Here is a 25,998-nt window from a genome sequence, read left to right on the forward strand (position 1 = left end):
ATGGAAAATATTTTGGATCTCTGGAATAAAGCACTTCAAAAAATAGAGACAAAGTTGAGCAAACCCAGTTTTGAGACATGGATGAAATCGACAAAAGCCCATTCTCTTCAAGGTGATACGCTCACAATTACGGCACCTAATGAATTTGCTAGAGACTGGCTGGAATCAAGATATCTTCACTTAATTGCTGATACCATCTACGAACTGACAGGTGAAGAGCTCAGCATTAAATTTATCATTCCTCAAAATCAAGATGAAGTGGAAGCTATGCCAAAGTCTCCAATTAAAAAAATGTCTAAAGAAGATCCCGTCGATATTCCACAAAATATGCTGAATCCAAAATATACATTTGATACTTTTGTTATTGGTTCAGGCAACCGATTTGCGCATGCCGCTTCACTTGCAGTTGCGGAAGCACCAGCAAAAGCATATAATCCGCTCTTTATTTATGGGGGCGTTGGTTTAGGAAAGACTCACTTGATGCATGCGATTGGTCATTATGTCATCGACCATAATCCATCAGCCAAAGTGGTCTATCTATCATCTGAAAAATTCACAAATGAATTTATCAACTCAATCCGAGACAACAAAGCTGTCGATTTCCGTAATCGCTATCGGAATGTCGATGTGCTTTTGATAGATGATATTCAATTTTTAGCAGGAAAAGAACAAACACAAGAAGAGTTTTTCCATACATTCAACACACTTCACGAAGAAAGTAAGCAAATCGTCATTTCTAGTGATCGGCCGCCGAAAGAAATTCCGACACTTGAAGACAGATTACGCTCTCGATTCGAATGGGGCTTAATCACAGACATTACCCCGCCAGATTTAGAAACACGTATTGCAATTTTACGAAAAAAAGCAAAAGCAGAAGGCTTAGACATTCCAAATGAAGTCATGCTTTATATTGCCAATCAAATCGACAGCAATATTCGTGAACTGGAGGGTGCTTTGATTCGTGTCGTTGCTTACTCTTCTTTAATTAATAAAGACATCAATGCGGATCTAGCAGCTGAGGCGCTAAAGGACATCATTCCTTCGTCGAAGCCAAGGATCATTACAATTAAAGATATTCAAAGAATTGTAGGGCAGCAATTTAATATTCGTTTAGAGGATTTCAAAGCGAAGAAACGTACGAAGTCAGTTGCTTATCCAAGACAAATTGCCATGTATCTCTCTAGAGAAATGACCGATTCCTCTCTGCCTAAAATAGGAGAAGAATTTGGAGGTCGTGATCATACGACTGTCATTCATGCTCATGAGAAGATTTCGAAATTAATCGTTGAAGATGAACAGCTTCAGCAGCATGTGAAAGAAATAAAAGAACAATTGAAATAACCTAGCTGATATAATAAGTACGGGAAAATGTGAATAACTAGAGCATAGTCATACACAGTCTGTCCACATGTGGATAGGCTGTCTTTCCTTTCTTTTTACCGACTTATCCACATATTCACAAGCCCTACTATTACTTCTACGATTTTTATTAATAAAATATATATACATGTCATTAAGAAAATTTAGGAGGACCACTATGAAATTCACGATTCAAAAAGATCGTCTTGTCGAAAGTGTCCAAGATGTATTAAAGGCCGTATCCTCTAGAACAACGATACCTATTTTGACAGGGATAAAAATTGTTGCATCTGATGAGGGGGTTTCTCTCACAGGAAGTGACTCCGATATCTCAATTGAATCCTTTATTTCTCTAAGAGATGGAGATTTAGAAGTGATCACGATTGATCGTCCAGGGAGTATTGTGCTTCAGGCCCGCTTCTTTAGTGAAATTGTGAAGAAACTGCCAATGGCTACTGTCGAAATTGAAGTAGAACAAAATCACCTCACCATCATCCGTTCTGGTTCAGCGGAATTTAACTTAAACGGCTTAGATGCTGAGGAATATCCGCATCTTCCGCAAATTGAAGAGCATCATGCATTTCAAATTCCGACAGACCTGCTTAAAAACTTAATTCGTCAAACCGTTTTTGCAGTGTCCACCTCAGAAACACGACCTATCTTGACAGGTGTAAACTGGAGGGTAGAAAAAGGTGAATTAATATGCACAGCGACGGATAGCCACCGTCTTGCTTTAAGAAAAGCAAAGTTGGATATTGACGAGGAAAGCTCATACAATGTCGTGATTCCAGGGAAAAGTTTAACAGAGTTAAGTAGAATCCTTGATGACGGACAAGATCTTGTGAGCATCGTAATTACAGAAACGCAAGTTCTCTTTAAAGCACAAAACGTGTTGTTCTTCTCAAGATTGCTGGATGGTAATTATCCAGATACAGCTCGCCTGATCCCGCAGGAAAGTAAAACGGATGTCGTGGTCAACACGAAGGAATTCCTTCAAGCCATTGATCGCGCATCACTTTTGGCAAGAGAAGGGCGCAATAACGTCGTAAAGCTGTCAGCTGATCCTGAACAAAGCCTTGAGATTTCTTCTAATTCACCTGAAATTGGTAAAGTAGTCGAAACGGTTCAAGCAGATGACATTAAAGGGGAGGACCTCAAAATCTCCTTCAGTCCAAAATATATGCTAGATGCGTTAAAAGTATTAGAGGGAACTGAAATTCATGTAAGCTTCACTGGAGCCATGAGACCGTTCCTATTGCGCACGCCAAATGATGATTCAATCTTGCAGTTGATTCTTCCAGTCAGAACATATTAATTCAATCTAAAATAGCTGCTGTGAGAGTGCACAGCAGCTTTTCTTCTCGTTTACCATGCTTTCTTTCATCCCAGTTCGCTTTCCCCCTTTCCTTCTTGTCTTGTTTTTTAGTACAATTAGATATTAGTGATATTGAAAGAGGTCGATACAATGCCTAATCTTATAACCATTGAGAAAGAAATGATTACATTAGGGCAATTTTTGAAATTAGCCGAAGTTATCCAATCTGGCGGAATGGCGAAATGGTTTTTAAGTGAACATGAGGTGTTCATTAATCAAGAGCCAGATAATAGACGGGGACGCAAACTATACCCAGGAGATGTTGTCGAGATAGAAGGTTATGGCACATTTCAAGTTGTGAATTAGAAACGGGTGACAATACATGTACATTCAAAGTCTGGCGTTAACTTCATACCGAAACTATGAACACACCGAGCTTCAATTCGACAACAAGGTGAATGTCATGATCGGTGAGAATGCCCAAGGTAAAACGAACTTGATGGAAGCGATCTATGTATTGTCGATGGCAAAGTCGCATCGTACGTCAAATGATAAAGAACTTATCCGATGGGACCAAGACTATGCTAAAATAGAAGGTAGAGTCATCAAAAAAAATGGTCCACTCCCAATGCAGCTCGTGATCTCAAAAAAAGGGAAAAGGGGCAAGGTCAATCACATTGAACAACAGAAGCTCAGTCATTATGTTGGTGCGTTAAATACCATCATGTTTGCACCAGAGGACTTAAGTCTTGTAAAGGGCAGCCCGCAAATCCGCAGAAGATTTCTCGATATGGAGATTGGACAAGTTTCTGCTGTCTACTTGCATGATTTATCGCTCTATCAAAAAATTCTCTCTCAGCGGAATCATTACTTGAAACAATTGCAGACAAGAAAACAAAAGGATCAAGCGATGCTGGAGGTTTTAACAGAGCAGTTGATTGATGCGGCAGCGAAAGTTGTCAAAAGACGACTGACTTTTACGAAACAGCTTGAAAAATGGGCGCAGCCGTTGCATTTTGGCATTTCTAGAGAGCTAGAAACACTCACGCTCCAATACCACACGGCGATAGAGGTATCAGAAGCGTCAGACTTGTCGAAAATAAAGAATAGCTATGAAGAATCGTTTCAGAAACTAAGAGACAGAGAAATAGACCGAGGAGTGACGCTGTGGGGACCTCACAGAGATGACCTTCTTTTCTTTGTGAATGGTCGGGATGTTCAGACATATGGCTCTCAAGGGCAGCAAAGAACAACAGCTCTTTCACTAAAGCTGGCAGAAATCGACTTGATACACGAAGAGATTGGAGAATATCCCATTCTTCTACTCGATGATGTTTTATCTGAACTTGATGATTACAGACAGTCTCATTTGCTCCATACCATTCAGGGACGTGTACAGACCTTCGTCACCACAACAAGTGTTGAAGGCATCGATCACGCCACCTTGAAAGAAGCGGAAATTTTCAGAGTAGCCAGTGGAAAAGTAATTGACTGATAAATGAGGTGTGGGTCTTGTATATTCATTTAGGTGATGATTGTGTTGTTTCTACACGAGAGATTGTCGCAATTGTTGATTACAAAATGAGGTCGTCTTCTGTTGTAGAAGAGTTTCTCCAAAAACAAGAAGGACAAATCATTTCGTTATCACAAGGGACACCCAAATCCATCGTCGTCACAACTAAATCTGTTTATTACTCTCCTCTTTCCTCAAGCACGCTCAAAAAACGTGCTTCATTTGTGATTGAAATTGAAGTCTAAAAGCTCAATTCATATAAATATATCGTTTAAGAAAAGTGTAGGTGAATGTACGTGGCAATGGAACAGCAACATAATAGTTATGATGAAAATCAGATACAGGTGCTTGAAGGACTAGAAGCTGTTAGAAAACGTCCAGGAATGTACATTGGGTCAACCAGTGCAAAAGGACTTCACCATCTTGTATGGGAAATTGTCGACAACAGTATTGATGAGGCTTTAGCTGGATATTGCACAGATATTACGGTGCAAATTGAAAAGGATAATAGCATTACAGTGAAAGATAATGGCCGCGGAATTCCTGTTGGGATTCATGAGAAAATGGGACGTCCTGCTGTAGAGGTTATTATGACTGTTCTTCACGCTGGCGGTAAATTTGACGGCAGCGGTTATAAAGTATCTGGCGGTCTGCATGGCGTAGGGGCATCTGTTGTTAATGCGTTATCTACGACCTTAGACGTGACCGTATATCGTGATGGGAAAATTCATTATCAACAATTCAAACGCGGTGTTCCAGTTGGAGATTTAGAGATCATTGGTGAAACAGATGTTACAGGGACAACCACTCATTTTGTGCCAGATACAGAAATTTTTACTGAAACCATTGAATTTGATTACGACACACTTGCCAACCGTGTACGTGAGTTAGCTTTCTTAACAAAAGGTGTCAACATCGTTATTGAAGATTTACGTGAGGGGAAAGAACGACGAAATGAATACTGCTATGAAGGCGGTATTAAGAGCTATGTAGAACATTTAAATCGCTCAAAAGAAGTCGTTCATGAAGAACCCGTTTACATTGAAGGTGAAAAAGATGGAATCACGGTTGAAGTGGCATTACAATATAACGATTCCTATACAAGCAACATCTATTCCTTCGCCAACAATATCAACACGTATGAAGGCGGAACACACGAAGCAGGCTTTAAAACAGGGCTGACGCGTGTCATCAATGATTATGCTCGTAAAAATGGCGTATTCAAAGATGGAGACTCGAATTTGAGCGGTGAAGATGTGCGAGAAGGCTTAACAGCCATTATCTCCATCAAACATCCAAATCCTCAATTCGAAGGACAAACGAAGACAAAGCTTGGGAACTCAGAAGCAAGAACCATTACCGACTCCCTTTTCTCTGAAGCACTTGAGAAATTCCTCTTAGAGAACCCTGATGCTGCAAAGAAAATTGTGGAGAAAGGCGTGATGGCAGCTCGTGCAAGAATGGCTGCCAAAAAGGCACGTGAGCTGACAAGACGTAAAAGTGCACTGGAAGTCTCCAGCTTACCAGGGAAACTGGCGGACTGTTCTTCTAAAGACCCTTCCATCTCTGAACTTTATATCGTAGAGGGAGATTCTGCGGGCGGATCTGCTAAGCAAGGCCGTGATCGTCACTTCCAAGCGATCTTACCGTTAAGAGGGAAGATCTTAAACGTTGAAAAAGCGCGACTAGATAAAATTCTATCGAACAACGAAGTTCGTTCTATGATTACAGCGTTAGGAACTGGAATCGGTGAAGACTTCACTTTAGAGAAAGCTCGCTATCACAAAGTTGTGATCATGACGGATGCGGATGTCGATGGTGCCCATATTCGCACGCTGCTCTTAACGTTCTTCTATCGCTACATGCGTGAAATCATTGAAAACGGTTATGTGTATATTGCGCAGCCACCTTTATTTAAAGTGCAGCAAGGTAAACGTGTTGAGTATGTGTATAACGATAAACAGCTAGATGAGCTGCTAAAGACATTGCCTCAAACACCAAAACCTGGACTTCAGCGCTATAAAGGTCTTGGAGAAATGAACGCAACTCAGCTTTGGGAAACAACAATGGATCCTGATGCGAGAACACTTCTTCAAGTGACGCTTGAGGATGCGATTGATGCTGATGAGACATTTGAAATGTTGATGGGAGATAAAGTAGAACCGAGACGAAACTTTATCGAAGAAAATGCACAATACGTGAAAAATCTTGATATTTAGATAGGTCCCCTTGAGAACAACCTTATTTCTTGTTTGGAATAAGGTTGTTTTTCAAGATTTAGGCCTGTGAAACGAATGTCCTGGTTTTCTATGTTTCGTTGATTTTCTAGTAAATTAATGTGTATAAAGCAGAGATTATTGATATAATGAAGAATAGTCTTGTGAAGATAAATACATATTTTACTCCCACATAATTTATTTCATGTGATACGTAAAGGGAGGTTCTTATAGTGAGTGAACAACATACACCAAATGTACGCGAAGTGAATATCAGCCAAGAAATGCGTACGTCCTTTTTAGATTATGCAATGAGTGTGATTGTGTCGCGTGCATTACCGGATGTGCGTGACGGATTAAAGCCCGTGCATCGAAGAATTTTGTATGCGATGAATGACCTAGGTATGACAAGTGATAAACCATTTAAGAAATCTGCACGTATCGTCGGGGAAGTTATCGGTAAGTATCACCCTCACGGTGACAGCGCTGTATACGAAGCGATGGTTCGTATGGCGCAAGACTTCAACTATCGTTATATGTTAGTAGATGGTCATGGAAACTTTGGTTCAGTCGATGGAGACGGAGCAGCGGCGATGCGTTATACCGAGGCGCGTCTATCGAAGATTTCTATGGAAATCCTCCGTGATATCACTAAGGATACCATTGATTATCAAGATAACTATGACGGCAGTGAAAGAGAGCCAATGGTGATGCCTGCAAGATTCCCGAACTTATTGGTCAACGGAGCGACAGGAATTGCTGTAGGAATGGCGACCAATATTCCGCCACACCAATTAGGTGAAGTGATTGATGGGGTATTGGCTATCAGTCAAAACCCTGAAATGACCACACAGGAACTTATGGATATCATCCCAGGCCCAGATTTCCCAACAGCAGGTCAAATCATTGGCCGAAGTGGTATTCGGAAGGCGTATGAGACAGGGCGCGGCTCTATCACATTAAGAGCAAAATCGGATATTGAGGAAACATCTAGTGGTAAACAGCGCATTGTTATCAATGAGATCCCTTACCAAGTCAACAAAGCCCGTTTAATTGAAAAAATTGCTGATCTTGTGCGTGATAAAAAGATTGATGGCATTACAGATTTGCGCGATGAATCAGATCGTAATGGTATGCGTATTGTCATTGAACTGCGTAGAGATGCAAACGTTCATGTTCTATTAAACAATCTTTATAAACAAACGACACTTCAAACGTCTTTTGGTATCAACTTATTAGCACTTGTTGATGGACAGCCGAAAGTCTTGTCCCTCAAACAATGTCTTGAGTATTATCTAGAGCATCAAAAAGTGATCATTCGCAGAAGAACAGCGTATGAGCTGCGTAAAGCAGAAGCAAGAGCACACATTTTAGAAGGTCTGAGAATTGCACTTGATCACTTAGATGAAGTCATTGCTTTAATTAGAGGCTCTCAAACTGCAGAAATTGCGAGAAATGGTTTGATGGAAAACTATAGCTTGTCTGAAAAACAGGCACAGGCCATTCTTGATATGCGACTTCAGCGTTTGACTGGTCTAGAACGAGAAAAGATAGAAGATGAATATAAAGGACTTGTTGATTTGATTGCTGAATTAAAAGCCATCTTAGCAGACAATGAGAAAGTACTTGAAATCATTAGAGAAGAATTAATAGAAATCAAAGATCGCTTCAATGATACTCGCCGTACTGAAATTGTGACAGCGGGTATTGAAACAATTGAAGACGAAGATTTGATTCCTGTTGAGAACATCGTGATTACGCTGACGCATAATGGTTATATCAAGCGTCTCCCTGCATCAACATACCGCAGTCAAAAAAGAGGCGGTAAAGGTGTCCAAGGAATGGGGACCAACGAGGATGATTTCGTTGAACAACTGATCTCAACATCGACCCACGATACAATCCTCTTCTTCTCCAATAAAGGGAAGGTCTATCGTGCGAAAGGGTATGAGATTCCTGAATTCGGACGGACAGCGAAAGGGATTCCGATTATTAACCTTCTTGAAGTAGAAAAAGGAGAGTGGATTAACGCCATTATCCCAGTAAGCGAATTTGATGAAGATTCGTACCTCTTCTTTACAACAAGACACGGTGTATCGAAACGAACTACATTGTCTCAGTTTGCAAACATTCGAAACAATGGTCTTATTGCTCTGAGCCTGCGTGACGAAGATGAACTGATGGCCGTTCGTTTAACCAATGGAGAAAAACAAATCATCATTGGGACGAAAAAGGGGATGCTGATTCGTTTCGCCGAGACAGATGTTCGTGAAATGGGACGTACGGCAGCTGGGGTCAAAGGGATCACACTTTCTGAGGATGACATCGTCGTTGGAATGGAAATCCTTGAGCCAGATGCAAACGTATTGATCGTAACTGAAAGAGGTTATGGTAAATTAACGCCTGAAAAAGAATATCGTGTTCAAACTCGAGGCGGTAAAGGTCTTAAAACATGCAAGATCACTGACAACAATGGTCCGCTTATCACAGTGAAGGCGACCAATGCTGAAGCTGAAGAAGACTTGATGATTATTACAGGGAGCGGTGTCATCATTCGTATGGCCGTTTCAGACATTTCGACAACAGGCCGTGTCACTCAAGGTGTCCGCCTAATCCGTCTTGGTGATGAGGAACATGTCGCAACAGTGGCATTAGTTGAACAATCACAAGAAGACGATGAAGATAATGAAGAGAACGTAGAAAATATAGAGTCAGATCAAGAGCAATCTGAGTAAAATAAAGCCGGTTCTTCACCGGCTTTATTTTTTTTGAAAAAACATCACTTTTTTTGAAATTTATAATGCTTTTTTCATAGATATGTGTTAATCTTTCAAAGGAGCAAAAAGAGGCTCTATTTTTTATCTCATTCCCCAGTAAAAACTTCTTAGAAAAACAAAATGTTTTTTAAGAAAAATGTTGACTGTTGATAGAGATATATGATATATTTAAGTGGTCGCTTTAAGAGAGTGACACACAAGTTCTTTGAAAACTAAACAAGACAAAACGTACCTGTTAATTCGAGTTTTTATAAAAAAATCCTATGAAACATCATAGGTAGTCAGTCAAACGCTGACGAAAAACAAAACTTCGGTTTTGTACTTTTTCGGAGAGTTTGATCCTGGCTCAGGACGAACGCTGGCGGCGTGCCTAATACATGCAAGTCGAGCGAACAGAAGGGAGCTTGCTCCCGGATGTTAGCGGCGGACGGGTGAGTAACACGTGGGTAACCTGCCTGTAAGACTGGGATAACTCCGGGAAACCGGAGCTAATACCGGATAGTTCCTTGAACCGCATGGTTCAAGGATGAAAGACGGTTTCGGCTGTCACTTACAGATGGACCCGCGGCGCATTAGCTAGTTGGTGGGGTAATGGCTCACCAAGGCGACGATGCGTAGCCGACCTGAGAGGGTGATCGGCCACACTGGGACTGAGACACGGCCCAGACTCCTACGGGAGGCAGCAGTAGGGAATCTTCCGCAATGGACGAAAGTCTGACGGAGCAACGCCGCGTGAGTGATGAAGGTTTTCGGATCGTAAAGCTCTGTTGTTAGGGAAGAACAAGTGCGAGAGTAACTGCTCGCACCTTGACGGTACCTAACCAGAAAGCCACGGCTAACTACGTGCCAGCAGCCGCGGTAATACGTAGGTGGCAAGCGTTGTCCGGAATTATTGGGCGTAAAGGGCTCGCAGGCGGTTTCTTAAGTCTGATGTGAAAGCCCCCGGCTCAACCGGGGAGGGTCATTGGAAACTGGGAAACTTGAGTGCAGAAGAGGAGAGTGGAATTCCACGTGTAGCGGTGAAATGCGTAGAGATGTGGAGGAACACCAGTGGCGAAGGCGACTCTCTGGTCTGTAACTGACGCTGAGGAGCGAAAGCGTGGGGAGCGAACAGGATTAGATACCCTGGTAGTCCACGCCGTAAACGATGAGTGCTAAGTGTTAGGGGGTTTCCGCCCCTTAGTGCTGCAGCTAACGCATTAAGCACTCCGCCTGGGGAGTACGGTCGCAAGACTGAAACTCAAAGGAATTGACGGGGGCCCGCACAAGCGGTGGAGCATGTGGTTTAATTCGAAGCAACGCGAAGAACCTTACCAGGTCTTGACATCCTCTGACAACCCTAGAGATAGGGCTTTCCCTTCGGGGACAGAGTGACAGGTGGTGCATGGTTGTCGTCAGCTCGTGTCGTGAGATGTTGGGTTAAGTCCCGCAACGAGCGCAACCCTTGATCTTAGTTGCCAGCATTTAGTTGGGCACTCTAAGGTGACTGCCGGTGACAAACCGGAGGAAGGTGGGGATGACGTCAAATCATCATGCCCCTTATGACCTGGGCTACACACGTGCTACAATGGACAGAACAAAGGGCTGCGAGACCGCAAGGTTTAGCCAATCCCATAAATCTGTTCTCAGTTCGGATCGCAGTCTGCAACTCGACTGCGTGAAGCTGGAATCGCTAGTAATCGCGGATCAGCATGCCGCGGTGAATACGTTCCCGGGCCTTGTACACACCGCCCGTCACACCACGAGAGTTTGTAACACCCGAAGTCGGTGAGGTAACCTTTATGGAGCCAGCCGCCGAAGGTGGGACAGATGATTGGGGTGAAGTCGTAACAAGGTAGCCGTATCGGAAGGTGCGGCTGGATCACCTCCTTTCTAAGGATATATGGAGCAGTGTGCGTTTTCGTCTTGTTTAGTTTTGAAGGAACTTGCAAAAGATCCTACAACATCATATCTTCGATATGAAAGATGGGCCTGTAGCTCAGCTGGTTAGAGCGCACGCCTGATAAGCGTGAGGTCGGTGGTTCGAGTCCACTCAGGCCCACCATCTTCTATTAAATCGGGGCCTTAGCTCAGCTGGGAGAGCGCCTGCCTTGCACGCAGGAGGTCAGCGGTTCGATCCCGCTAGGCTCCACCAACGTGTTCTTTGAAAACTAGATAACAATAAGTAATACATTCACATTGAATGCAATGCAAAGTTCATCACACATAGTGATTCTTTCTAAAGTAAGAAATGGTTAAGTTAGAAAGGGCGCACGGTGGATGCCTTGGCACTAGGAGCCGATGAAGGACGGGACGAACACCGATATGCTTCGGGGAGCTGTAAGCAAGCTTTGATCCGGAGATTTCCGAATGGGGAAACCCACTGCTCGTAATGGAGTAGTATCCATACTTGAATACATAGAGTATGAGAAGGCATACCCGGGGAACTGAAACATCTAAGTACCCGGAGGAAGAGAAAGCAAATGCGATTCCCTGAGTAGCGGCGAGCGAAACGGGAACAGCCCAAACCAAGAGGCTTGCCTCTTGGGGTTGTAGGACACTCTATACGGAGTTACAAAGGAACGATATAAGCGAAGAGGTCTGGAAAGGCCCGCCAAAGAAGGTAACAGCCCTGTAACTGAAATGTTGTTCTCTCCAGAGTGGATCCTGAGTACGGCGGAACACGTGAAATTCCGTCGGAATCCGGGAGGACCATCTCCCAAGGCTAAATACTCCCTAGTGACCGATAGTGAACCAGTACCGTGAGGGAAAGGTGAAAAGCACCCCGGAAGGGGAGTGAAATAGATCCTGAAACCGTGTGCCTACAAGTAGTCAGAGCCCGTTAAAGGGTGATGGCGTGCCTTTTGTAGAATGAACCGGCGAGTTACGATCCCGTGCAAGGTTAAGCAGAAGATGCGGAGCCGCAGCGAAAGCGAGTCTGAATAGGGCGCATGAGTACGTGGTCGTAGACCCGAAACCAGGTGATCTACCCATGTCCAGGGTGAAGTTCAGGTAACACTGAATGGAGGCCCGAACCCACGCACGTTGAAAAGTGCGGGGATGAGGTGTGGGTAGGGGTGAAATGCCAATCGAACCTGGAGATAGCTGGTTCTCTCCGAAATAGCTTTAGGGCTAGCCTCAAGGTAAGAGTCTCGGAGGTAGAGCACTGATTGGACTAGGGGCCCCTACCGGGTTACCGAATTCAGTCAAACTCCGAATGCCGATGACTTATCCTTGGGAGTCAGACTGCGAGTGATAAGATCCGTAGTCGAAAGGGAAACAGCCCAGACCGCCAGCTAAGGTCCCAAAGTATACGTTAAGTGGAAAAGGATGTGGAGTTGCTTAGACAACCAGGATGTTGGCTTAGAAGCAGCCACCATTTAAAGAGTGCGTAATAGCTCACTGGTCGAGTGACTCTGCGCCGAAAATGTACCGGGGCTAAACGTATCACCGAAGCTGCGGACTGTTCTTACGAACAGTGGTAGGAGAGCGTTCTAAGTGCTGTGAAGTCAGACCGGAAGGACTGGTGGAGCGCTTAGAAGTGAGAATGCCGGTATGAGTAGCGAAAGACGGGTGAGAATCCCGTCCACCGAATGCCTAAGGTTTCCTGAGGAAGGCTCGTCCGCTCAGGGTTAGTCGGGACCTAAGCCGAGGCCGAAAGGCGTAGGCGATGGACAACAGGTTGATATTCCTGTACCACCTCCTCACCATTTGAGCAATGGGGGGACGCAGGAGGATAGGGTAAGCGCGGTATTGGATATCCGCGTCCAAGCAGTTAGGCTGGGAAATAGGCAAATCCGTTTCCCGTAAAGGCTGAGCTGTGATGGCGAGCGAAATTTAGTAGCGAAGTTCCTGATTCCACACTGCCAAGAAAAGCCTCTAGCGAGGTGAGAGGTGCCCGTACCGCAAACCGACACAGGTAGGCGAGGAGAGAATCCTAAGGTGATCGAGAGAACTCTCGTTAAGGAACTCGGCAAAATGACCCCGTAACTTCGGGAGAAGGGGTGCTTCTTAGGGTGTTAAAGCCCCGAGAAGCCGCAGTGAATAGGCCCAGGCGACTGTTTAGCAAAAACACAGGTCTCTGCGAAGCCGTAAGGCGAAGTATAGGGGCTGACGCCTGCCCGGTGCTGGAAGGTTAAGAGGAGCGCTTAGCGTAAGCGAAGGTGCGAATTGAAGCCCCAGTAAACGGCGGCCGTAACTATAACGGTCCTAAGGTAGCGAAATTCCTTGTCGGGTAAGTTCCGACCCGCACGAAAGGCGCAACGATCTGGGCACTGTCTCAACGAGAGACTCGGTGAAATTATAGTACCTGTGAAGATGCAGGTTACCCGCGACAGGACGGAAAGACCCCGTGGAGCTTTACTGCAGCCTGATATTGAATGTTGGTACAGCTTGTACAGGATAGGTAGGAGCCTTGGAAACCGGAGCGCTAGCTTCGGTGGAGGCATCGGTGGGATACTACCCTGGCTGTATTGACCTTCTAACCCGCTGCCCTTATCGGGCAGGGAGACAGTGTCAGGTGGGCAGTTTGACTGGGGCGGTCGCCTCCTAAAATGTAACGGAGGCGCCCAAAGGTTCCCTCAGAATGGTTGGAAATCATTCGCAGAGTGTAAAGGCACAAGGGAGCTTGACTGCGAGACCTACAAGTCGAGCAGGGACGAAAGTCGGGCTTAGTGATCCGGTGGTTCCGCATGGAAGGGCCATCGCTCAACGGATAAAAGCTACCCCGGGGATAACAGGCTTATCTCCCCCAAGAGTCCACATCGACGGGGAGGTTTGGCACCTCGATGTCGGCTCATCGCATCCTGGGGCTGTAGTCGGTCCCAAGGGTTGGGCTGTTCGCCCATTAAAGCGGTACGCGAGCTGGGTTCAGAACGTCGTGAGACAGTTCGGTCCCTATCCGTCGCGGGCGCAGGAAATTTGAGAGGAGCTGTCCTTAGTACGAGAGGACCGGGATGGACGCACCGCTGGTGTACCAGTTGTTCTGCCAAGGGCATCGCTGGGTAGCTATGTGCGGACGGGATAAGTGCTGAAAGCATCTAAGCATGAAGCCCCCCTCAAGATGAGATTTCCCATTCCGCAAGGAAGTAAGATCCCTGAAAGATGATCAGGTTGATAGGTCTGAGGTGGAAGCGTGGTGACACGTGGAGCTGACAGATACTAATAGATCGAGGACTTAACCTATATTCTAATGTGAAGCTTGAACATTGTTATCTAGTTTTGAGAGAACATTCTCTCCATCAGGTTTGGTGGCGATAGCGAAGAGGTCACACCCGTTCCCATACCGAACACGGAAGTTAAGCTCTTCAGCGCCGATGGTAGTTGGGGGTCTCCCCCTGTGAGAGTAGGACGCCGCCAAGCTTTTCTAAGGATCAGTTCCATTTGGAACTGGTCTTTTTTGTTTATTCTTCTAACAGCATCATGATATAAGCTGGGAACTTCTCTTCGGCAATCTCCATGTAGCGCTCAATCATGACATAATCATCACTAATGTATTGAGACAGCAGCTCGTACCACCATTCAGTTTCGTAGCGGGCAATCATACTGAGATTATACATTAATAAGTAATGGCTGATAATCTCAGGAATCCCTAAAAATGAATCACGCGTTGACGGAATATACCATTGATCCATTTCTAAATCATAATGAAGATGAGTAGCGAGCGCTGGGTTTTCTTCTAGAGATACATCAAACGTCAGCTTTTTGGCTTCTCTCAGTTTGAGTTTCCAACTTGTATGAAACTCAAAGTATTCAATAAAACGTTCAGCAGACATGTTATAAAGCAATGGAATATGATCTTGAATCATCATCCCATTGGCCTTTTCCACTTTAACTAATGTCGAGGGCTGCTTTTGAAACTCCAGAATATGACTCATTTCAGGTATCTTTGAAAGGAGATGAATCATCGTAAATCGCTCATCTTCAAGGCCATTTAAATGAAATAAATGCTTTAACACATGCATGCATAGTCCATTTCGCTGAATTTTTACTTCATCTTCACTAAAACGGTAGTGCTGCTTCTTTCTCTTTCTCGATGTTACGCCATGGGCCAAAACAGAGGTTTGAGAAGGATAGTGAGGATCAACTGTCAGTAAACATGCCTTTAGCAACTGAGCCATTCCATAAAATAATAAAATGGGCTTCAGTTCTAGTGGGGCGATAGCTGCCTGTTCGTAGAACGTATGGCCATGCTTTAAAAAATAAATAAACCGTTCACAGTTTTTATAGGCTTGCTGGTTTGCATCTTGAATGTTCCGTTTCTCATATTGTTGATATAGAAATTTTTGGGAAGTTTCAAGTGAGTAAAAACGTTTTAAATCCTTCCATCCTGAACTTTTCATCTTCTTCCTCAACTCTCTTTATATTTTCTAAAAATTGCAACTGTTTGTTGCTTCCTTGACATGCTGTTTGCTAGTTGATAATCTACATATAATATTTTGCCGAAAAGAGGGGGATTTACTAATGTGGGAAAGTAAATTTTCAAAAGAAGGTTTGACGTTTGACGATGTTTTGCTTGTTCCAGCTAAGTCTGAAGTACTTCCGCGAGATGTCGATTTATCAGTTGAGTTAACAAGCACATTAAAACTAAACATTCCAATTATCAGTGCAGGAATGGACACGGTGACTGAATCACAAATGGCGATTGCAATGGCACGTCAAGGTGGTCTTGGTATCATTCATAAGAACATGTCTATAGAGCAACAAGCAGAACAAGTGGATAAAGTAAAACGTTCAGAGCGCGGCGTTATTACAAATCCATTCTTCTTAACACCTGAGCATCAAGTATTTGATGCAGAGCACCTAATGGGTAAGTACCGTATTTCAGGTGTACCGATTGTAAATAACATAGAAGATCAAAAGCTTGTTGGTATTATTACGAACCGTGACCTTCGTTTTATTTCGGATTATTCAATGAAGATTAGCGATGTGATGACAAAAGAGGAACTTGTGACAGCTTCAGTAGGTACGACGTTAGAAGAAGCTGAAAAAATTCTACAGCAATATAAAATTGAAAAATTACCTCTTTTAGATGACGAAGGAACGTTAAAAGGTCTCATCACCATCAAAGATATTGAAAAAGTGATCGAATTCCCTAACTCCTCTAAAGATGCACATGGCCGTTTAATTGTTGGTGCCGCTGTTGGTGTCACTGGCGATACAATGACTCGTGTGAGAAAATTAGTCGAAGCCAATGTGGATGTCGTTGTCATTGATACTGCTCATGGACATTCACAAGGTGTTCTAAACACTGTATCGAAAATCCGTGAAACGTATCCTTCTCTTAATATCATTGCTGGTAATGTTGCAACAGCCGATGCAACAAAAGCATTGTTTGAAGCAGGAGCAGATATTGTGAAAGTCGGTATCGGACCAGGATCTATTTGTACAACACGTGTTGTTGCAGGTGTTGGTGTACCACAAATCACAGCGATCTATGACTGTGCAACAGAAGCAAGAAAACATGGTAAAGCTATTATTGCAGATGGTGGAATTAAATATTCAGGTGATATCGTAAAAGCTCTAGCATCTGGTGGACATGCTGTAATGCTTGGAAGCCTTCTAGCTGGTACATCTGAAAGCCCAGGGGACACAGAAATTTTCCAAGGTAGACGCTTCAAAGTTTATCGCGGTATGGGTTCAGTCGCTGCAATGGAAAAAGGAAGTAAAGATCGTTACTTCCAAGAAGATAATAAAAAATTCGTTCCAGAAGGTATTGAAGGCCGTACACCATACAAAGGACCAGTCGTTGATACAGTGTATCAACTCGTTGGCGGTATCCGTTCTGGTATGGGCTATTGTGGAACGCAGGACTTACGCTCACTTAGAGAAGATGCACAGTTCATTCGCATGACTGGTGCAGGACTTCGTGAGAGTCATCCACATGATGTACAAATTACAAAAGAATCACCAAACTACACAATTTCTTGATAAATTGTGACAATCAAATTACATTTGACAGGGTCTATGACTCTGTCTATTTTTTTTGTCTTTATTGTGATAAAATTTATACTGTTGTGTTGAAATAAGCCCTTGTGGATTAAATATATATGAAATATGTCGAAAAAAGATGATAACGGAGGTATGACGATTGAACAGCAAGATATTGAAACAGCTTATGGTCTCTATCCTTGCACTGGCATTGATTGTGACAGCATTTACACCAATGTCCAAAGCAAAAGCAGCTGAAGATCCATTCAATGTGAATGCGAAAGCAGCGATCCTAATTGAAGCTTCTACAGGTAAGATTCTTTATAGTAAAAACGCAGAGCAAAGACTGCCTATTGCAAGTATGGCAAAGATGATGACAGAGTATCTATTACTAGAGGCGATTGCTGAAGGCAAAGTGAAATGGGATCAAACGTATACGCCAGATGATTATGTATACGAAATTTCTCAGGACCGCAGTTTATCAAACGTTCCTTTGAGAAAAGATGGCTCGTATACAGTGAAAGAACTTTATCAAGCAACGGCTATTTATTCCGCAAATGCAGCAGCAATTGGCTTAGCAGAAGTGATTGCTGGATCAGAATCGAAGTTCGTTGAAAAAATGAACGCAAAAGCGAAAGAATTAGGTTTAACAAACTACAAATTCGTGAATGCAACTGGACTAGAAAATAAAGACTTACATGGCAAACAGCCAAAAGGTACAGGTCCTGATGAAGAAAGTGAAGTATCTGCGAAAGATATGGCATTGCTTGCACAGCATCTCATCAAAGACCACCCAGAAATTCTTGAAACATCAAGTATTGCGAAAACAAAGTTCAGAGAAGGCACAGATGATGAAATGGACATGCCTAACTGGAACTTCATGCTTAAAGGACTTGTGAAGGAATATAAAGGTGTAGACGGTCTGAAAACAGGTTCTACAGATTCAGCTGGTTCTAGCTTCACAGGTACCGCTAAACAAGGTGACATGCGTGTCATCGCAGTGATCTTGAATGCAAAAGGTAATCTTCATACAGCACGTTTTGACGTGGCGAAAAAACTGTTCGATTATGCGTTTAAAAACTTCACGATGAAAGAAATGTACAAAAAAGGTCAACAGATCAAAGGACATGAAAACATCGAAGTCGACAAAGGTAAAGACAAAGAAGTACCTGTCGTTACGAAAGAAGCTTTCTCTGTGCCAGTAAAAAATGGCGACGAAAAGAGCTTTAAAGCAAAAGTAAATATCGAGAAAACGAAACTAGAAGCTCCTATTAAAAAAGGAACGAAGGTTGGCATGCTGACGACTTCTTATTCAGGTGATGAGAAGGACTACGGCTATTTGAATAAAGATCAATCAGGTGTTGAGCTTATAACGAAAACAGGCGATGAAAAAGCAAACTGGTTCATCCTTGCAATGCGTAGTGTAGGTGGATTCTTCGCTGGCATTTGGGGCGGAATCGTTGACACAGTTAAAGGTTGGTTCTAATAAAAAACTGCTCTCTATGCATGAGAGCAGTTTTTTTATTAAAAGAAAAGCGATTGTTTGTGATTTTGAGGAGTGGACAAGGCTTGCTGAAAAATACCACATAACTTTTCCACTCCCTCGGTCAGTGCCTTTTCATTCACATAAGAAAAGCTGAGGCGGATATAGTTTTGCTTCGGCTCTCCAGGATAGCACACAGAGCCAGGCAGAAAGGTGATTTGCTGCTTACGTGCCTCATGCAGAAGTGCACGTGTATCGACCCAGGAAGGAAAGCTAAGCCACAAATTGAGCCCACCCTGAGGAATTTGCCACGTCACATCTTTTGGTGCATGCTTCGTTAATACATTTATCATTAAATCACGTCTCACCATCAAGGCGGTTCTCAACTTTTTCGTATGATCAATCATTTTCTTTGAAGTCAGAAATGGCAGAATGGCTTTTTGTGTGAGAAGAGGGCTGCCTAAATCATTATTGGCCTTTGCAGCTAATAAACGATTAAATATCGAGCCTGAAGCAGTAATAATCCCAATTCTGCATCCTGGAGCAAGTGTTTTACTTAAACCTCGTAAATAAATGACGTGTCCATCATGATCCAGACTTTTGATAGGTGCTGGCGGCTTCTTTTCGAAATAAAGCTCACGATAAGGATCATCCTCTACAATAAGACAATCAATACTTTGAGCCAGTAAGAGAAGTTGTTTTCTGCGTTTCATTGACATACTGGCGCCTGTTGGACTGTGAAAAGTAGGAATCGTGTAGATGAGCTTTGGTTTATATTTATCACAAATGCTTTGAAGCTGCTTCATGTTCATTCCTTCATGATCAACCGGGACTGTAATAATTCTTGCCCCTCTCCCCATAAAGACATCAATGGCGCCTGGATAGGTCGGTGCTTCCATGACAACTACATCATCAGGACCGATAAACGCACGTGCAACCAGATCAAGCCCTTGCTGAGAACCACTAGTTACAAGGATATTCTCAGGAGTAGAAGGCACATCTAGCTTTTCTAAAAAAGACTGAATGACCTGCCGAAGCTGAAGATCCCCTTGAATTTCCCCATACTTTGACATGATTTGAGGATGTCTCGCTAGGACATGCTGCATTTCTTTTTCTAAATAACGGTTTGGCAAAAGCCCTGGATCGATCATAGAGGAAGAAAGGTTGATCGCTTCTTCGACATAGTGATACTGAGCAAATTGAGACCGTGGTAAATAATCCGGAATGGATAACTGCCAATCAAAAGAGGTAGATGATGGAACCGGAATCTCTGACTGCTTTTGCAACTCATCCACAAACGTTCCTTTTCCTTGCACAGTCGTTAAATATCCGTCGTCCTTCAGCCGAGTGTATGCCTTTGCTGCCGTGACAAGACTCACATTCAGCTGCTTTGCTAAATCACGTACAGTTGGCAGCTTATCTCCCTGCTGAAGCAAACCTGATTGGATATGATCAATGATTGAAAAGTAAATCTGATTTGAAAGCGATGTATCAGAATGTCGATGGATATCAATATGCATGAGATACCTCCATTGAGTGCAAAATTGTTATACATGAATTTGAATTGTTATAGTTGCATTATAGCATGTAAATGACACCTCAAAGGAAAAATGACATATTTTCAGCAGGGAATCGTTTATATAAAAGGGTATAAGCTTATTTGTCGGCGGATTGAATTGTTATACTATTCTCTTTATTGTTATACTACCTCACTTGTATGATAAAGGGGTAAATCAATCGAATTGACAAATGGGAGGAAACTATTGTGAGCAATAAGGGAACTGAACGAGTGAAACGTGGAATGGCAGAAATGCAAAAGGGTGGCGTCATTATGGATGTCGTCAATGCTGAACAGGCAAAGATCGCAGAAGAAGCAGGTGCGGTGGCAGTTATGGCACTAGAACGCGTACCAGCTGATATCCGTGCAGCCGGCGGTGTTGCCCGTATGGCAGACCCAAGAATCGTAGAGGAAGTACAAAATGCAGTAACGATTCCAGTCATGGCAAAAGCACGTATCGGCCATATCGTCGAGGCTCGTGTTCTTGAAGCACTTGGTGTTGATTATATCGATGAGAGTGAAGTGCTGACGCCCGCAGATGAGGAATTCCATTTAAATAAAAATGAATACACAGTACCTTTTGTCTGTGGTTGCCGTGATTTAGGTGAAGCAACCCGCCGTATCGCAGAAGGCGCTTCTATGCTTCGCACAAAAGGAGAGCCTGGGACAGGCAACATTGTAGAAGCTGTCCGTCATATGAGAAAGGTCAATGCTCAGATTCGTAAAGTAGCAGCAATGAGTGAAGATGAACTGATGACAGAAGCGAAGAACCTGGGAGCACCGTATGATTTATTGCTTCAAATCAAAAAAGACGGCAAGCTCCCAGTTGTTAACTTTGCAGCGGGAGGCGTTGCGACACCAGCAGATGCTGCGTTAATGATGCAGCTTGGAGCAGACGGTGTATTTGTTGGATCTGGTATTTTTAAATCAGACAATCCAGCGAAATTTGCAAAAGCAATTGTTGAAGCAACGACTCACTTCACAGATTACCGTCTCATTGCAGAGCTTTCAAAAGAGCTTGGAACAGCCATGAAAGGAATTGAAATCTCAAATCTACTGCCAGAAGAGCGTATGCAAGAGCGTGGCTGGTAATTAAGGGAGCGCAAACGAACATGCTAACAATTGGTGTACTAGGGCTTCAAGGAGCCGTGAGAGAGCATATTCAATCGATTGAAGCTTGCGCTGCAGAAGGGAAGATCATCAAACGAGCAGAAGAGCTAGCATCTGTTGACGGTCTTATTATCCCTGGTGGAGAAAGCACGACGATGAGAAGACTCATGGATACGTACCAATTTATTGAACCGATCAAAGCGTTCGCTGCAGAAGGGAAACCGATTTTCGGGACCTGTGCCGGTTTGATTATGCTGGCAAAGCATATAGAAGATCGAGACGATGCTCATCTTGGACTGTTAAATGTATCTGTTGCACGGAATTCATTTGGCAGACAGGTAGACAGCTTTGAAGCAGATTTAGAAGTAAAAGGACTGGATGCGCCGTTTACAGGAGTGTTCATCCGTGCGCCTCATATCATCAGTGCAGATGAGAGTGTAGACATCATGGCTGAATATGATGGCAGGATTGTGATGGCGAAGGAAAACAATATCTTAGGCTGTTCTTTTCATCCAGAGCTGACAGACGACCACCGGTTAACACAACTGTTTGTTGAAATGGTGAAGTCCTATAAAACGAAGCTCGCTGTATAAAACGGTTGAAAAGAGATAAAACTTATAGTACATTAAAATCACAATCAAAGATCGAAAAAGCGTTGACGGGAAATAGTAAGAAGCCCCTCTTTCTCAGAGAGCCGATGGTTGGTGCGAATCGGTGAAAGATGCAGTCTGAATCCATCCTTGAGCGAAATGCTGAAACACGAGAAGTAAGCATTTACGGTGATACCGTTACAGAGGAAAGAGGAAAGCATGCTTCTGCATGTTTTCAATCAGGGTGGCAACGCGAGAGCTCTCGTCCCTTTCATGGGATGAGGGCTCTTTTTATTTTTCGATAAAAAAAGGAGTGTTACACATGCTGGATATTAAACAACTGCGCACGGACTTTGATCAAATCAAAGAAAAATTAGCACACCGAGGCGAAGATTTAGCAGATTTTGATAAGTTTGGTGAGCTGGATCAAAAAAGAAGAGAATTAATCGGAAAAACAGAAGAATTAAAGAGCCGAAGAAATGAAGTATCACAGCAAGTGGCTGTTCTAAAAAGAGAAAAGAAAGACGCCGATCACATTATTCAAGAAATGCGTGAGGTAGGAGATGAGATTAAGAAGCTGGATGATGAGCTAAGAACAGTAGAAGAAAGCTTGCAGCATATTCTATTCTCTATTCCGAATATCCCTCATGACACTGTACCCGTTGGGGAAACAGAAGATGACAACGTGGAAGTGAGAAAATGGGGCGAACAGCCGGCATTCTCATTTGAGCCAAAGCCACATTGGGACGTAGCGGATGAGTTAGATATTCTAGATTTTGAACGTGCAGGAAAAGTGACAGGAAGCCGTTTCGTTTTTTATAAAGGGCTTGGCGCACGCTTAGAGCGCGCACTGTATAACTTCATGCTCGATTTACATGTGGATGAGTTTGGTTTTACTGAAGTGATTCCACCTTATATGGTTAACAGAGCAAGCATGACAGGAACTGGTCAGCTTCCAAAGTTCGAAGAGGATGCCTTTAAAATTCGAGAAGAAGATTACTTCCTCATTCCAACGGCTGAAGTGCCAATCACCAACATGCACCGTGACGAAATCCTTGAAGATGAACAGCTGCCAATCAATTATGCAGCATTCAGTGCTTGCTTTAGATCAGAGGCTGGATCTGCCGGCAGAGATACACGCGGACTCATCCGTCAGCATCAATTTAATAAGGTAGAGCTTGTGAAATTTGTTAGACCTGAAGATTCTTATGAAGAATTAGAGAAACTAACAAATCAAGCAGAAAAAGTCCTACAGCTATTAAACCTGCCATACCGTGTCATGAGCATGTGTACGGGAGATTTAGGATTCACGGCTGCGAAAAAATACGATATCGAAGTATGGATTCCGAGCCAAGATACGTATCGTGAAATTTCTTCTTGCAGTAACTTTGAAGCATTCCAAGCAAGACGTGCAAACATTCGATTCCGTCCAGAGCCTAAAGCCAAGCCAGAGCATGTGCACACATTAAATGGATCTGGTTTAGCAGTAGGAAGAACCGTGGCGGCCATTTTAGAAAACTATCAACAAGAGGACGGCACTGTGATCATTCCTGAAGTACTGCGTCCTTATATGGGAAATAAAGAAGTAATGAAATAAGATGCCGCTATGGCATCTTTTTTCTTTTTACCAAAAGTCCTACAGTTTTCCTAAATTTAGCCGATAGAAATACTAAAAGCTTCTAGGAAAGAAGGAATAACCTTGAATAGGCTTGACTATTATGTTGAAATGGCTCAATTAATTAGAAAAGTTCTAGATGAAAGTATCCTTTTCGGCATCACTGATACAGAGAAGGTGCTTTGTTACTATCCGTCTAAAACAATAGATTTTGGCATGAAGGTTGGGGACCCATTGAACCCAGAAGACCAAAACGTGGCGACGACATTAAGAGGACAAGAATATGACGGTCATTTACCAGAGTCTTTATATGGTTATGAAATTGCAGTAAAAGGTTACCCGATTTTTGATGAAAATAGAAAAGTAATTGGCTCTTTTTTAGTGGCTTTTTCACATCATCGTGAAAAGAAATTAAGCGGTTATATGGAGCATATCAATGATGTAGCGAAAGAACTTCAAAGTGGAATTGAGCAAATTGCTGCGCATTCACAAGAGCTGGCTGCCACAAGTTTAGAAATAAGCGAACAGGCAGGAAGAGCGGAAGAGAAATCTGCAAATATTGAAGAAGTCGTCAAAACCATTGGCGGGATTGCTAGACAAACCAACTTGCTAGGGCTAAATGCTGCAATTGAAGCAGCAAGAGCAGGAGAGAATGGAAAAGGGTTTGCTGTCGTGGCTGATGAAGTTCGTAAATTATCAGATGGATCAAAGGAAGCGGCTGAAACCATTAATACCTTCTTAAAAGAGATCCAAGACAGCATTGGCACTTTGTCTGAAAACATCTCACAAATCAGCAGTTCAACAAATGAACAAGCAAAACAAGTGACAGACTTTACGAAAATTATTGAATCATTAAATGAGTTTAAAGAAGAGATGAATCATTTTATTGAAGAGATTAGACAGGATACAAAATAGATCAAGAGCAGCCGTCGATGGCTGCTTTTTTATGGGCAGATTCTCATACCAAAATAACTTATTGAAATTTTTTTCGAAAAGATGTTGACTTGAAATAAAACGATATGGTATATTAATTCTTGTCGATACGGAGGAATACCCAAGTCCGGCTGAAGGGATCGGTCTTGAAAACCGACAGGGGTGTCAAAGCCCGCGGGGGTTCGAATCCCTCTTCCTCCGCCATATTGATTTTTTACCTTAGTTGAATTGAAACGCAAGCATAAAAATTGGAATTGTCAAACCGCTGCATTCGCGAAATGCAGCGGTTTTTTTATTTTGTTTTAGAGCGATTTTTTTGAATAACAGAAGCTATTTCATGAAGAATGGGATCAAGTGAGCTTTCATCATGAAGTAAGTCATAATCTTCAATGTTAATTTTAATCACTGGACATAAATCGAATTGTTCGATCCATTCCGTGTATCGCGTGTACATTTCTTCCCAATAGGCTCGATCCGTTTGAGTTTCCATCTCTCTGCCGCGTTCCTCAATACGATGTAAAATATGATCTAAATCCCCGTGTAAATAGATGAGAACATCAGGGTGAGGGAAGTAAGGTGTCATCACCATCGCCTCGAATAGACTCGTATACGTTTCATAATCTACTTCAGACATCGTACCTTTGTCCGCATGCATTTTTGCGAAAATGCCTGTGTCCTCATAAATTGAACGATCTTGCACATATCCTCCACCAGATTCAAAAATCCGTTTTTGCTCCTTAAAACGCTCAGCTAGGAAATAGACCTGTAAATGGAAGCTCCATCTTTGGAAATCTGAATAAAAGGGCTCTAAGTATGGGTTATCATCTACTTTTTCAAGAGAGGTTTGAAAGCCAAGCTTGTCCGCTATTGTTTTAGTCATAGTTGATTTTCCGACACCAACAGTCCCGGCGATTGTGATCACTGCATCCTTTGGTATTTCGATATTGTTCATAGCACTTGCTCCTTTATGTTCTGTACAATTTGCTGGTAATCTTGCTGTGAGGAAACGAAGTCTGTATGATCTCCTTCAATTGTAATGATAGGAAGCCCTGGGTCAGTCTGTTTTAAATGCTCAATGGCCAGCTCATAATCTTCAATGAGTGTTTTTAAATAAGCCGGGTCAATGTCTTCTTCAAAAGAGCGTCCTCTCATCTGTATTCTTTCAAGTAAGGTAGGAAGGCTGGCTTTTATATAGATGATGGCATTTGGTTTAGGAAGATCATCTGTTAGCAGGTGATAGATCTTTCTGTATTTGTCCATGTGCTTTTTTGATAATGTTCTTTCTGCAAATATCATATTTTTATAGACATGATAATCAGTGACAATCGGCTGCTGTTGATTCACATAGTTTTCTTGAATAGATTCTAATTGTTTGAACCGATTGCATAAAAAGAACATCTCAAGCTGAAAGCTCCATTGTTCCATATCTTCATAAAATTTATCTAAGAATGGATTTTCTTCTACAATCTCTTTTACTAAAGGAAATTGAAATTCCTTCGCAAGCATTGTAGCCAAAGTTGTTTTTCCGGCTCCAATTGGGCCTTCCACTGCAATAAAAGGGGCAGGATACATAGGCGTTCTCCTCTATCTATAAAGTTGTCAAACCAATGTATATTGTACC

16 protein-coding genes, 3 tRNA genes, 3 rRNA genes, 1 pseudogene and 1 other annotated feature are annotated in these 25,998 nt (G+C 42.9%); of the genes and pseudogenes, 19 read left to right on the forward strand and 4 right to left on the reverse strand.

Translation table 11 applies throughout. From position 1 onward, the window contains the following. The 12 genes from dnaA (at nucleotide 1) to rrf (ending at nucleotide 14,520) form a co-directional block, all read left to right on the forward strand. Complete coding sequence (gene dnaA / locus MHI33_RS00005; protein WP_003214781.1) at nucleotides 1-1,341, forward strand: chromosomal replication initiator protein DnaA; 1,341 nt, start codon at nucleotides 1-3, stop codon at nucleotides 1,339-1,341. Nucleotides 1,342-1,537: 196 nt separating this feature from the next. Then, nucleotides 1,538-2,674 carry a DNA polymerase III subunit beta gene (dnaN, locus tag MHI33_RS00010; protein ID WP_044139028.1) on the forward strand — a complete coding sequence of 379 codons (1,137 nt, stop codon included), beginning with the start codon at nucleotides 1,538-1,540 and terminating at the stop codon, nucleotides 2,672-2,674. 150 nt (nucleotides 2,675-2,824) lie between these two features. After that, nucleotides 2,825-3,040 (forward strand): S4 domain-containing protein YaaA, encoded by a 216-nt coding sequence (gene yaaA, locus MHI33_RS00015; RefSeq protein WP_003215257.1) that lies wholly within the window; start codon nucleotides 2,825-2,827, stop codon nucleotides 3,038-3,040. A gap of 16 nt (nucleotides 3,041-3,056) precedes the next feature. Then, a complete protein-coding gene (recF, locus tag MHI33_RS00020; protein WP_044139026.1) occupies nucleotides 3,057-4,169 on the forward strand; it encodes a DNA replication/repair protein RecF in 1,113 nt (370 codons plus the stop codon). A gap of 17 nt (nucleotides 4,170-4,186) precedes the next feature. After that, a complete protein-coding gene (remB, locus tag MHI33_RS00025) occupies nucleotides 4,187-4,432 on the forward strand; it encodes an extracellular matrix regulator RemB (RefSeq protein WP_041815080.1) in 246 nt (81 codons plus the stop codon). Between the two features lie 57 nt (nucleotides 4,433-4,489). Beyond that, on the forward strand, nucleotides 4,490-6,406 hold the full coding sequence (gene gyrB, locus MHI33_RS00030; RefSeq protein WP_044139139.1) for a DNA topoisomerase (ATP-hydrolyzing) subunit B: 1,917 nt from the start codon (nucleotides 4,490-4,492) through the stop codon (nucleotides 6,404-6,406). 230 nt (nucleotides 6,407-6,636) lie between these two features. Then, on the forward strand, nucleotides 6,637-9,138 hold the full coding sequence (gene gyrA / locus MHI33_RS00035; protein ID WP_065097564.1) for a DNA gyrase subunit A: 2,502 nt from the start codon (nucleotides 6,637-6,639) through the stop codon (nucleotides 9,136-9,138). A 365-nt stretch (nucleotides 9,139-9,503) separates the two neighbouring features. After that, nucleotides 9,504-11,052: ribosomal RNA gene (locus tag MHI33_RS00040) — 16S ribosomal RNA — on the forward strand. 95 nt (nucleotides 11,053-11,147) lie between these two features. Beyond that, nucleotides 11,148-11,224 (forward strand) — tRNA-Ile (locus MHI33_RS00045). Between the two features lie 14 nt (nucleotides 11,225-11,238). Further along, a tRNA-Ala gene (locus tag MHI33_RS00050) sits at nucleotides 11,239-11,314 on the forward strand. A 98-nt stretch (nucleotides 11,315-11,412) separates the two neighbouring features. Beyond that, nucleotides 11,413-14,343, forward strand: a 23S ribosomal RNA gene (locus MHI33_RS00055). Between the two features lie 61 nt (nucleotides 14,344-14,404). Then, a 5S ribosomal RNA gene (rrf, locus tag MHI33_RS00060) occupies nucleotides 14,405-14,520 on the forward strand. The 16S, 23S and 5S rRNA genes sit together here with 2 tRNA genes alongside, the layout of an rRNA operon. Before the next feature lie 41 nt (nucleotides 14,521-14,561). On the opposite strand, the gene MHI33_RS00065 is transcribed toward rrf, so the two are convergent. Then, on the reverse strand, nucleotides 14,562-15,500 hold the full coding sequence (locus MHI33_RS00065; protein ID WP_065097778.1) for a YaaC family protein: 939 nt from the start codon (nucleotides 15,498-15,500) through the stop codon (nucleotides 14,562-14,564). Nucleotides 15,501-15,621: 121 nt separating this feature from the next. On the opposite strand from MHI33_RS00065, the gene guaB reads away from it, so the two are divergent. Both guaB and MHI33_RS00075 read left to right on the forward strand, forming a co-directional pair. After that, entirely contained in the window at nucleotides 15,622-17,088 is a 1,467-nt protein-coding gene (gene guaB / locus MHI33_RS00070) for an IMP dehydrogenase (protein WP_065097777.1), read from the forward strand. 160 nt (nucleotides 17,089-17,248) lie between these two features. Then, nucleotides 17,249-18,574 (forward strand): D-alanyl-D-alanine carboxypeptidase family protein, encoded by a 1,326-nt coding sequence (locus tag MHI33_RS00075; RefSeq protein WP_044140453.1) that lies wholly within the window; start codon nucleotides 17,249-17,251, stop codon nucleotides 18,572-18,574. Nucleotides 18,575-18,612: 38 nt separating this feature from the next. Here the strand turns inward: MHI33_RS00075 and pdxR are convergent, their stop codons facing one another. Then, complete coding sequence (pdxR, locus tag MHI33_RS00080; RefSeq protein WP_106067748.1) at nucleotides 18,613-20,091, reverse strand: MocR-like pyridoxine biosynthesis transcription factor PdxR; 1,479 nt, start codon at nucleotides 20,089-20,091, stop codon at nucleotides 18,613-18,615. Between the two features lie 245 nt (nucleotides 20,092-20,336). Between pdxR and pdxS the strand changes: the two genes are divergently transcribed. The 5 genes and pseudogenes from pdxS (at nucleotide 20,337) to MHI33_RS00105 (ending at nucleotide 24,581) form a co-directional block, all read left to right on the forward strand. Then, entirely contained in the window at nucleotides 20,337-21,221 is an 885-nt protein-coding gene (gene pdxS / locus MHI33_RS00085; RefSeq protein WP_044140451.1) for a pyridoxal 5'-phosphate synthase lyase subunit PdxS, read from the forward strand. A 20-nt stretch (nucleotides 21,222-21,241) separates the two neighbouring features. Beyond that, on the forward strand, nucleotides 21,242-21,832 hold the full coding sequence (gene pdxT / locus MHI33_RS00090; RefSeq protein ID WP_050945825.1) for a pyridoxal 5'-phosphate synthase glutaminase subunit PdxT: 591 nt from the start codon (nucleotides 21,242-21,244) through the stop codon (nucleotides 21,830-21,832). A 53-nt stretch (nucleotides 21,833-21,885) separates the two neighbouring features. After that, nucleotides 21,886-22,102, forward strand: a binding site (T-box leader). A 49-nt stretch (nucleotides 22,103-22,151) separates the two neighbouring features. Further along, nucleotides 22,152-23,426, forward strand: coding sequence for a serine--tRNA ligase (gene serS / locus MHI33_RS00095; RefSeq protein ID WP_106067747.1), 1,275 nt, complete (start codon nucleotides 22,152-22,154; stop codon nucleotides 23,424-23,426). 597 nt (nucleotides 23,427-24,023) lie between these two features. Beyond that, nucleotides 24,024-24,359: pseudogene (locus MHI33_RS21980) on the forward strand (methyl-accepting chemotaxis protein); the annotation flags it as partial. 129 nt (nucleotides 24,360-24,488) lie between these two features. Beyond that, nucleotides 24,489-24,581, forward strand: a tRNA-Ser gene (locus tag MHI33_RS00105). An 88-nt stretch (nucleotides 24,582-24,669) separates the two neighbouring features. Here the strand turns inward: MHI33_RS00105 and MHI33_RS00110 are convergent. Together MHI33_RS00110 and MHI33_RS00115 are read right to left on the reverse strand one after the other, a co-directional pair. Further along, the gene (locus tag MHI33_RS00110; protein WP_003218104.1) at nucleotides 24,670-25,329 is read right to left on the reverse strand and encodes a deoxynucleoside kinase; all 660 of its coding nucleotides are present in this window, start codon (nucleotides 25,327-25,329) and stop codon (nucleotides 24,670-24,672) included. Continuing rightward, nucleotides 25,326-25,949 (reverse strand): deoxynucleoside kinase, encoded by a 624-nt coding sequence (locus MHI33_RS00115; RefSeq protein WP_044140447.1) that lies wholly within the window; start codon nucleotides 25,947-25,949, stop codon nucleotides 25,326-25,328. Before MHI33_RS00115 ends, MHI33_RS00110 begins: the two co-directional genes overlap by 4 nt. Between the last annotated feature and the right edge of the window lie 49 nt (nucleotides 25,950-25,998).

The organism is Bacillus sp. FSL K6-2971, assembly GCF_038006405.1.
Taxonomy (GTDB): domain Bacteria; phylum Bacillota; class Bacilli; order Bacillales; family Bacillaceae; genus Bacillus; species Bacillus pumilus.

Bases quoted from the DNA above. Each gene is read 5' to 3' on its own strand.
- dnaA (WP_003214781.1), top strand. From the start codon at position 1: ATGGAAAATATTTTGGATCTCTGGAATAAAGCACTTCAAAAAATAGAG.
- dnaN (WP_044139028.1), top strand. From the start codon at position 1,538: ATGAAATTCACGATTCAAAAAGATCGTCTTGTCGAAAGTGTCCAAGAT.
- yaaA (WP_003215257.1), top strand. From the start codon at position 2,825: ATGCCTAATCTTATAACCATTGAGAAAGAAATGATTACATTAGGGCAA.
- recF (WP_044139026.1), top strand. From the start codon at position 3,057: ATGTACATTCAAAGTCTGGCGTTAACTTCATACCGAAACTATGAACAC.
- gyrB (WP_044139139.1), top strand. From the start codon at position 4,490: ATGGAACAGCAACATAATAGTTATGATGAAAATCAGATACAGGTGCTT.
- MHI33_RS00065 (WP_065097778.1), bottom strand. From the start codon at position 15,500: ATGAAAAGTTCAGGATGGAAGGATTTAAAACGTTTTTACTCACTTGAA.
- guaB (WP_065097777.1), top strand. From the start codon at position 15,622: ATGTGGGAAAGTAAATTTTCAAAAGAAGGTTTGACGTTTGACGATGTT.
- pdxR (WP_106067748.1), bottom strand. From the start codon at position 20,091: ATGCATATTGATATCCATCGACATTCTGATACATCGCTTTCAAATCAG.
- pdxT (WP_050945825.1), top strand. From the start codon at position 21,242: ATGCTAACAATTGGTGTACTAGGGCTTCAAGGAGCCGTGAGAGAGCAT.
- serS (WP_106067747.1), top strand. From the start codon at position 22,152: ATGCTGGATATTAAACAACTGCGCACGGACTTTGATCAAATCAAAGAA.
- MHI33_RS00110 (WP_003218104.1), bottom strand. From the start codon at position 25,329: ATGAACAATATCGAAATACCAAAGGATGCAGTGATCACAATCGCCGGG.
- MHI33_RS00115 (WP_044140447.1), bottom strand. From the start codon at position 25,949: ATGTATCCTGCCCCTTTTATTGCAGTGGAAGGCCCAATTGGAGCCGGA.